Source organism: Sphaerochaeta sp. (assembly GCF_050178175.1).
Lineage (GTDB): Bacteria > Spirochaetota > Spirochaetia > Sphaerochaetales > Sphaerochaetaceae > Sphaerochaeta.
In genome coordinates this window covers 1-8,411 of record NZ_JBFXGH010000097.1, presented here as the reverse complement: position 1 = coordinate 8,411, position 8,411 = coordinate 1, and the positions used below count along the sequence as shown (strand labels likewise).

Genomic DNA, 8,411 nt, shown 5'->3' with positions numbered 1-8,411 from the left:
TAACAACAAAATCCAGGCAGATTCCTGTCAGGCACAGGGGCCAGCAGCAGATAAGAGGCGTGTGAGTAACGATTTTGCATGTTTATGCATTATGGGGTTCCGGAAAACCCATTTTGCAATTGGCTCAGTATTAATTTTTATCTAAAAATACATTTTTTATTTGTAAATTTTTAGACATTTATGTATGATAAGAAGTGAGTTTAGCAAGTACTTTCTCGCGATATGCTCCAGGGGTTACCCCCTCGTTCTTTCGAAAGACTGTAGTGAAGTAGCTGGTGGTGGAATACCCCAGTTCCTCTGCTATCTCATTGATGCTGTAGGAGGGATTGGAAAGCATGTTCTTTGCTTGTTCAAGTTTAGCGAGGATGATGAATCGTTTTGTTGAGTACCCTTCGGATGCGAAGACGATGCGGCTGACTTGCTTCTCGCTCAGGTTGAGATAGGCAGCAATATCAGCGGGGCTGAGATTGCGGTGGATATTGTCCTCCACAAACTCGGCAATCCTGTCCATCCTGGTTTTTTGGTTGTTGTTTGAGAGGGTTGGTCCCATCCCCATGCTCCTTGCAGCAGCTACCAACATTGAAGGGACAAGGGAAAGGATGGTGATACCGTAGGCGGGGCGAAGGTGCAGTGCCTCTTCAATGGCTTGATCAAACAGCCGGATGAGTCCACTGGTGTCCTTGAACGGGAGGCAAGGTGCATTGAGGAAAAAGCTGTGGAGTTGGTTCCACTCGCTCTCTTCCTGGGCAGCACTCTCACGCTTTGGGTGGAATGTGCAGTCCAGGCTGTACTCGATGAGGTCATCCTCATCGTAATTGCTCTGCTCATGATAGATTCCAGGGGCGGTGAGGTAGAAACTCCCTTCCCTTGCAAAAAAGGAGTTCTCGTCGGTGGCAACCCTGCAAGTGCCACGGGCGATGATATGAAATTCGAAACTCGAGTGGGCATGCCGGGGTATGAGCCACTTGCCAGTTTTTTGCATAATACGAAGCCATTTCACCTCAACGGTAAAACCGGAAAGTTCAATCGTAAAGGGGAGCTCCGATAAACGTCTGGATGCTTTGTTCAGTTCGTAATCCACAGTCGGTCCTCTGTTAGCAGTATGCCTGTGTTGTGATTTTCATGCAAGCAGGAAAAAGGAGAGAGGAAAAGATGATTAAAACCATTCATTTGGTATTCAAGACCCACCTGGATATCGGCTTCACCGATTTAGCCGCAAGTACCATTGATCGGTATCTCAAACAGTTCATCCCTAACGCCATCGAGACTGCACGGGAACTCCGCTCACGGGGGAAAGAAGAGCGTCTGGTATGGACAACCGGTGCTTGGCTGATCAAGACAGCACTCTCCACCATGGAAAAGGAGCAGATGCCGGCCCTTGTGGAGGCTCTGGAGAGGGGAGACATCACTTGGCATGCGCTTCCTTTCACCACCCACACGGAGTTGATGGACAGTACACTTTTCTCATACGGCCTCTCTCTTTCCAAAGATCTTGATGCACGGTTCAACCATACGACTATCAGTGCAAAGATGACCGACGTACCAGGGCATACCATCTCCATGGTTCCCCATCTGGCGAAGGCGGGGGTCTCCTTCTTGCATATCGGGGTGAATGGAGGATCCCCTCTGCCAGATGTCCCCCCGCTCTTTGTATGGAGAGCACCCACAGGCGAAGAGATCGTCGTGCAGTATGATGCTTCTTATGGTTCCTCTGAGCCAGTTGGGGGGTTGGATGAGTTGCTGGTCATAGAGAACAGTGCCGACAATACCGGTCCACCCAAAACCAGTGAAGTGCTTGCGGTATATGAGCGGCTACGGGAAAGCTATCCACAGGCAAGGATTATTGCATCTTCCCTGGATGCCTATGCCCGATCGGTGCTTGCACGCAAGGATAGTCTCCCCATTGTTACCGATGAGATCGGGGATACCTGGATCCACGGTGTAGGCAGTGACCCGTTCAAGGTCAGTGCGTTCAAGTTGCTCAGCCGTCTGGGAAATCGATGGCTGGTAACAGGATTGTTGCAAAAAGGAACGCCTGCTTATGACCGGTTTTTTGACCAATTGCTTATGATCACCGAGCACACCTGGGGGCTTGACTTCAAGAAATTCCTGGCAGACTACAAGAACTGGTCGGTTGATGCATTCCACCAAGCACGAGTGAAGGACGTGATAGGAGAGGATGCCATTCCCCCTGCATACCAGTTTATTGAGGACTTTGCAAAAGAGGAGTATGCCCATGTCTTTGGGAAGGAGGATAGGAGAAGAGAGATCCGTACCTACTCTTTCTTTACCTCTGCCCATGAGGAGCAACGGTTGTACCTGAAAGGTGCCTTGGAACGGTTGCCGGAGAACCTCAGACAAGAGGCAGAGAATGAGATCCAACTCTTGAAACCCCGTCATTTTATGCCGAAAGAGGGTGATGTCGTATGCCCTGTTGGCGTTCCGTTTTCCCTAGGGACGTGGGAGATAACCATTGGAAAAGATGGCTCTCTTGCTCACCTCAGGGATCAAGGAGGCCATGATTGGGCGCAAGGGGAAGGCATTGGGGTGTATCGCTATGAGGCTTTCTCAGCTGAGGATTACCAGAACTTTCACCAAGCGTACAATCGTAATTTTGCTCAAGGAAAACAGTGGATACTTGCCGACTATGGAAAACCTGGGATGGAGATGGTAAAGAGCAAAGTGGAGCATCGCCTCTATACAGGAGAAGTAAGGAACGTGTATCGGAGAGAGCATGCTGAAGGGATCTCTATCCATGTACTGCTCACGTCTGAGAAGGAGAGCCCACGAGGGGCTCCACGATCAGTGCAACTGACCTACCAATTCTCCTTGGATGGAGCATTTCTTTTCTGCACAATCGAATGGATGGAAAAGGAGGCCACCCGCCTTCCCGAAGCGCTCTGGTTCTCCTTTGGCTTGCAGGTGCAGGGCAAGGGTGAATGGAAGATGAAAAAACTGGATATTTCACTTCCCTTGGATAGAACCGTCGAAAATGGGGCTCGCTCAATTCACGCTGTCCAAGGGTTGTCATTCCAGGGGAATCGATGCATTGCAATCGATAATCTCGACTCTCCTTTGGTCTCCCTCGATGAGCGTAAACTGCTGCGATTTGATAGGAAGCTTCCAGAGGGGAATGGAATATTCCACTTCAATCTCCTCAACAACATCTGGAACACCAACTTCCCCCTCTGGTATGAGGAAGACGGAAAGAGTAGGTTCCGCCTGGATTTGAACGCCTAGCCCTCGGTTCCCCATACTTCAAGCTGGGTAAGTGCTGGGAATGGGGATACGTCGTCCGCCTTTTTTAGGTTGCAGAGCGTTAGACAGGTGATGGTCTTCTGGGGGATGGGGAACCGTTGCGGCAGGGATGACTTTTCCAGTGAGAGATGGGTAACCTCTCCATCGCTGTCAATAAGGGTTGCTTCACTCCACCAACTGTCGTGGGGCCAATCGGCTCTGAGAGTGAGACGAACCTCATCAATACTGACTGGTCTGCCGAATTCCAGATGAAGCTCAGCCTTCGGGTCCTGATTGATGCCCCAGCTGGTCCATGGATACTCCCCATGGTATTCATTGGCAAAGATTCCATCGATGGCATTCCTGGCAGCAAATACCATCTCCCCGCGGGTCTCAACATTCGCTGTGGCATGGGGGTAGATGCCAACCGTCTCATGACGGTCATGAGGATTGCATGCGAGATTTCTCCTCGGCAGGTTGTCCACATGACTGAGGGTGAGCAGGTGTCGCTCCCCTTGGAATGCAAAGGGACTGTAACAGGTTCTCGAGAGCTCAGAGATTGGGATGGGGAAGCTTGCTTCCTTCTTTAGGTAGAGGGGATGGGCTCCCAGTGTCTCATCCAGCTGCAGGACGTAGATTCCTTGCTTATCCACTTCAAGGACGATTCGGTCTCCTTCATGATAGGCCTCTTGATAGACCAGGGCGACCCCATAGCCACATTTCCTGCTCGCTGCCAGGATGACATCATGTGCATCCAGAATCATGATCTTCATACAACATCCTCCGCATAACTCACTATACCATAGCTTGCAATTGCTTAACAGCAGATAAGGTGGCTCCATTTCGGGTTGCATAAATTCTTCCCTGCTCGTATCCTTATCTTCAGTGACACAAGGAGGATTTACATGATTGTACAGAAACAGAGACCATTCGATTGGGGATATACTCCCATTACCAGTCTGGATGGTGATCATAGTGATATGATGCTTGATTTCGGTATCCTGAAATTGAAAGCAGGAGAGCAAACGAGTTGCACGCTTCCCCTGGAACGCGCTTGGATGCTCCTCAAGGGAAAGATCACCTTCAGCTGGGATGAAGGGAGCGCAACAAGTGAACGCCAGAGTTGTATAGATGAGTCTCCAGTAGTATTACATGCACCTTCTGCCGCTGCAGTAACAGTCAAGGCGGAAAGTGACTGTGAGCTGGTTGTTGAACGGTGCAAGAACGAACAGTCCTTCCCCGTACGATTCTATGACAAGGGTGATGTAAAGACTGAGGTCTTCGGTGCCGGAGTCCTACAGGAGACAAGTAACCGTACTGTTCGGACCGTATTTGACGGAGAGAGTGCACCCTATTCGAACATGGTAATGGGGGAAGTCATCAACCATCCCGGTAGGTGGTCTAGTTACCCTCCTCATGACCATCCACATCCGGAGATTTATCATTACCGATTCTTCCCGAAGCAGGGCTTTGGGATTTCGGTATTGGATGAGGATGCCTTTGTTGTCCATGATGGGGACACCTCCTTGATAAAACCTGATACCACGCATAGTCAAGGTGCTGCCCCTGGCTATGCTATGTACTATGTCTGGATGATCCCTCATCTTCCCGGTGATAAGTGGTTGCCGACGACCCGCTACTACAGAAAGGAGCATACCTGGTTACTGGAGAAAGGGGTGAAGGTGTGGCCCGAGATCCCAGCTCTCATGGAGTAGAATCCTGTAATCCAGGAAAAACGGGGGGAGCAGCAATGCTCCTCCATTATTGATCATGCATGCATCCATCCGCTCGAATCATCCAACTTGACAACGATTTGCAATTGGTCCATGGTTATACTATGAATTGTACATTCCTTGGGCACAGTGCCTTCTTAGTGGAAACGGATGCATATCTCCTGCTCTTTGATTACACCAAAGGAACAGTGAGCCTTCCCTCTGAATCCAAGCCGTTGATGGTCTTTTCCAGCCATCGGCATGCCGACCACTATGACCCTTCCATCTTCTCGCTTGCAGACCGGAAAGGGCATACCGTTTTCTTTCTCTCCTCCGATATTCCCCCAACAGATATCCCCTTCTCCTGTACCATCAACCCGATGGGCCCGTATGAAGAGGACATCGTGGAAGGCCTTGTAGTCAAGACACTCAAGAGTACTGATGAAGGGGTGGCCTTCGTGGTGGAGGTTGAGGGAAAAACCATCTACTTTGCCGGTGACCTGAACCATTGGCACTGGGAAGGGGAGAGTAAGCAGTACAATGAGGAGATGGCCGACAACTACCATAAGGAGTTGGTTCTTCTCCCTTCTCATCTGGACCTTGCCTTTGTACCTGTCGATCCTCGTTTAGGCTCTTATTACAGCCTAGGGGCAAAGGATTTGGTCCAGGCAGTGTCGGTGGACATGCTTGTTCCCATGCATATGTGGGAAGACTATTCAGTATGCGGCAAATTACAGAAAGAGATCGGGGATCGTGTCAAGGAAGTCATTCTTCTGGATACGGTCCCACAAACATGGAGGATATGATGCAGTTTCATTTTGCTCATAATAATTTCAATGTCATGGATCTTGATGCATCCCTTGCATTCTATAAAGAGGCGTTAGGTCTTGTGGAAGTGCGGAGAAAGGAAGCCTCTGACGGTTCTTTCATCCTGGTTTTCCTGGGAGACGGATCTTCAAAGCACCAACTCGAGCTTACTTGGTTGAAGAACTGGGAGAAGGACTCCTACAACCTTGGGGACAATGAATTCCATCTTGCATTCGAGACCGACGACCTGGATGGTGCACGGGAGAAACACCGCGCTATGGATTGCATCATCTACGAGAACAAGCCGATGGGAATCTACTTCATCGTTGACCCTGACGGGTACTGGATTGAGATTGTTCCTGAAAAGAAGTAAGCATTAGGTGAAACGGCTGGTGAAAATCCGCTGGTACTGTTTCGGGCTCATGCTCATGACCTTCCTGAATTGCCTGCTGAAGTAGTTCGGGTCCTTGAATCCACACGCCTCACTTACCTGGGACATGGAGAGGCCACGTTTCTGGATAAGGGTACAGGCGTGTGCAATACGCTTATGGATGTGGAACTCAATGGGGGAGAGACCGGTACTCTGCTTGAAGAGCCGGTTCAATGTGCTTGTGCTCATATTTGCCACTTCCACCAGCTCCTCTGTTGCAAGGCTTGTATCAAGATGTTGGTCCATATAGGAGATGACTTCCCAGAGTCTTCGGGTTCCCTGGTTGGTCTCCCGTGGGGTCTGGTCCCAGATTCGGGAGAGCGAGATGATCAACTCAATCAGATATGCGAGTGCCAGAGGTCGGGACCCAGAGCCATAACTCTGGTCATCAGCTTCCTTCTCCATCATCTGGACCAGGGGAATGAGCTCAGCAGTTTGGGAAGGGGAGAGCAAAAGATAAGGGATTTTCTGGGTTTCCATGAAGATGGAGCAATAGCCTGGAAGGGATGGCAGGTCGAGAAACTTTCTTCCCAGTAGGTTTCTTGCATAGATGATGTTGTAGAGTACCAGGTTCTCCACATCCTTGTATCCATGCTCCACACCAGGTGGGATGAAGAAAATCGATCCTTCCTGGAGCGGTTGCTGTTCGCTCTTGGTGAAATTTATCCCACGCCCACTTACCACGAATACCAATTCATTGAACTCATGGCTGTGTAACCGGTAAGGGATTTCCGGATCACGCTTGATGACCTTCAACTGCATGGTAGGTTCCCAAAAGTACGAGGTATCTGACAAGATGGAATCAATCATAGCAAAATGGTTGTACATCCTGCAGGCTTTGTCAAGAACTACCGCTTGGACAGTTGTTCTCATCGTCCTTGTATGGCACACTTGTCGTGAGGAGAAACCAAGCTATGGACCTACTACTCGATAGTGCCGACCTCTCGGCAATTGCACATGCGCTGGAGCATTACCCCATCAAAGGGGTAACCACCAACCCCACCATGCTCAGCGCCATTGAAGGAGGCGCCGTTCTCACACACTTGAGACGTATCAGGGAGATGATCGGGGAAGAGCGGGAATTGCATATCCAGGTCATGGGTAGTGATGAGCCCACCATGATCAAGGAGGCCCATCATGTAGTCTCTTTGCTTGGTGAGAAAACCTGTATCGCAGTTCCCGTTACCGAGTGTGGGTTGAAGGTAATTAAACAGCTTACTTCTGAAGGTATTGCCGTTACCGGGACGACTGTGTTTTCCACCATGCAAGGCATTCTCGCAATGCTCAGTGGAGCCCGCTATATTGCAGTATTCTATGATCGGATGCTCAATCTTGATATCGATGCAAAACGGGTAATCAAGGAACTGTCTGGGTTCCTTTGGACGAATACCAGCACAACCCAGGTCCTCGCTGCGAGTTTCAGGAACATCAGTGAGGTAACCAGTGCCTACGCCAATGGGGCCGGGGTGTGCACAGTCCGCCCAGAGCTGCTTTCAACCGGGCTGGCGATGCCTTCCATCAGCCAGGCAGTTGATGACTTTTCCAGGGATTGGAAAGCTGTTTTCGGGGAGAAAACTCTGTTGGAGCTTTAGGATGACAGGGCTTTACTGACTGCCTTCTTCCATCCTTTATACCGTTTCTCTCTCTCTCTGCATCGCTCATCATTGGTTGATAAAGTGCTTTTGCTGGAAGTTGTTCCTCTTCCAGGATGCCTACTGCCTTTGCAGCGATAAGCGCTGGTCCCTGTCCACTCAATTCCTCCAATGCGGCAACGCGAACCTCACAGCCGATGATATCGCTCTGTGCTTGCATGAGGAATGCATCGTTGGTAGGACCTCCATCAACCCGGAGGCTGGTGATATCTTGCTTTGCATGTTTGTGCATCAGGAAGACAATGTCTGCAATCTGATAAGCGATCGATTCTTCTGCTGCCTTGACCAGTTCTGCTTTCTTGCACCGCCTGTCCAATCCAACGATTACCGCTCTTGCCTCAGGGTCCCAATAGGGTGCCCCCAAGCCGCTGAAGGCCGGCACCATGTAGAGACCTTCAATGTCCTTGGCTTGTCCTGCCAGGATTCCCGCTTCCTTTGCCGAACCGATAAGCTCAAGATCCTCAACCAGATAGGAGATTGTTGCCCCGCTGTAGTTGATGTTCCCTTCCAGGACGTAGGTGACCTTTCCATCAATCCCCCAGGCAAGGCTGGTGACAAGGTCCTCACAGAGTA

General features: G+C 50.2%; 9 protein-coding genes. 5 read left to right on the top strand and 4 right to left on the bottom strand.

What is annotated here, in order from left to right; all coding sequences use genetic code 11:
* Positions 1–178: 178 nt before the first annotated feature.
* Positions 179–1,081: a helix-turn-helix domain-containing protein gene (locus tag AB7S66_RS09825; RefSeq protein WP_428519528.1), complete on the bottom strand. Its 903-nt coding sequence runs from the start codon at positions 1,079–1,081 to the stop codon at positions 179–181.
* A 71-nt stretch (positions 1,082–1,152) separates the two neighbouring features.
* Here AB7S66_RS09825 and AB7S66_RS09820 point away from each other — a divergent pair, with 71 nt between their 5' ends.
* Positions 1,153–3,240 (top strand): DUF5054 domain-containing protein, encoded by a 2,088-nt coding sequence (locus AB7S66_RS09820; protein WP_428519526.1) that lies wholly within the window; start codon positions 1,153–1,155, stop codon positions 3,238–3,240.
* On the opposite strand, the gene AB7S66_RS09815 is transcribed toward AB7S66_RS09820, so the two are convergent.
* Positions 3,237–4,010, bottom strand: coding sequence for a carbohydrate-binding protein (locus AB7S66_RS09815; RefSeq protein ID WP_428519524.1), 774 nt, complete (start codon positions 4,008–4,010; stop codon positions 3,237–3,239). The two genes, AB7S66_RS09820 and AB7S66_RS09815, sit on opposite strands and share 4 nt — an antisense overlap.
* Positions 4,011–4,142: 132 nt before the next feature.
* Between AB7S66_RS09815 and AB7S66_RS09810 the strand changes: the two genes are divergently transcribed.
* From AB7S66_RS09810 to AB7S66_RS09800, 3 genes are all read left to right on the top strand, one after another.
* A complete protein-coding gene (locus AB7S66_RS09810; RefSeq protein WP_428519522.1) occupies positions 4,143–4,952 on the top strand; it encodes a 5-deoxy-glucuronate isomerase in 810 nt (269 codons plus the stop codon).
* A gap of 122 nt (positions 4,953–5,074) precedes the next feature.
* The gene (locus AB7S66_RS09805) at positions 5,075–5,755 is read left to right on the top strand and encodes an MBL fold metallo-hydrolase (protein WP_428519520.1); all 681 of its coding nucleotides are present in this window, start codon (positions 5,075–5,077) and stop codon (positions 5,753–5,755) included.
* Positions 5,752–6,129: a VOC family protein gene (locus tag AB7S66_RS09800; protein WP_428519518.1), complete on the top strand. Its 378-nt coding sequence runs from the start codon at positions 5,752–5,754 to the stop codon at positions 6,127–6,129. The genes AB7S66_RS09805 and AB7S66_RS09800 overlap by 4 nt, the downstream gene beginning before the upstream one ends.
* A gap of 3 nt (positions 6,130–6,132) precedes the next feature.
* Here the strand turns inward: AB7S66_RS09800 and AB7S66_RS09795 are convergent, their stop codons facing one another.
* Positions 6,133–7,059, bottom strand: a complete 927-nt coding sequence (locus AB7S66_RS09795) for a helix-turn-helix domain-containing protein (RefSeq protein WP_428519516.1) — start codon at positions 7,057–7,059, stop codon at positions 6,133–6,135.
* Positions 7,060–7,100: 41 nt separating this feature from the next.
* Between AB7S66_RS09795 and AB7S66_RS09790 the strand changes: the two genes are divergently transcribed.
* Positions 7,101–7,778, top strand: a complete 678-nt coding sequence (locus tag AB7S66_RS09790) for a fructose-6-phosphate aldolase (protein WP_428519514.1) — start codon at positions 7,101–7,103, stop codon at positions 7,776–7,778.
* On the opposite strand, the gene AB7S66_RS09785 is transcribed toward AB7S66_RS09790, so the two are convergent.
* Positions 7,705–8,411 (bottom strand): FGGY-family carbohydrate kinase (locus tag AB7S66_RS09785; protein ID WP_428519512.1); only part of this gene is annotated, 707 nt, incomplete at its 5' end. The two genes, AB7S66_RS09790 and AB7S66_RS09785, sit on opposite strands and share 74 nt — an antisense overlap.

Coding starts and splice junctions, on each gene's coding strand:
- AB7S66_RS09820 (WP_428519526.1), top strand. CDS start 1,153: ATGATTAAAACCATTCATTTGGTATTCAAGACCCACCTGGATATCGGC.
- AB7S66_RS09815 (WP_428519524.1), bottom strand. CDS start 4,010: ATGAAGATCATGATTCTGGATGCACATGATGTCATCCTGGCAGCGAGC.
- AB7S66_RS09810 (WP_428519522.1), top strand. CDS start 4,143: ATGATTGTACAGAAACAGAGACCATTCGATTGGGGATATACTCCCATT.
- AB7S66_RS09805 (WP_428519520.1), top strand. CDS start 5,075: ATGAATTGTACATTCCTTGGGCACAGTGCCTTCTTAGTGGAAACGGAT.
- AB7S66_RS09800 (WP_428519518.1), top strand. CDS start 5,752: ATGATGCAGTTTCATTTTGCTCATAATAATTTCAATGTCATGGATCTT.
- AB7S66_RS09795 (WP_428519516.1), bottom strand. CDS start 7,059: ATGAGAACAACTGTCCAAGCGGTAGTTCTTGACAAAGCCTGCAGGATG.
- AB7S66_RS09790 (WP_428519514.1), top strand. CDS start 7,101: ATGGACCTACTACTCGATAGTGCCGACCTCTCGGCAATTGCACATGCG.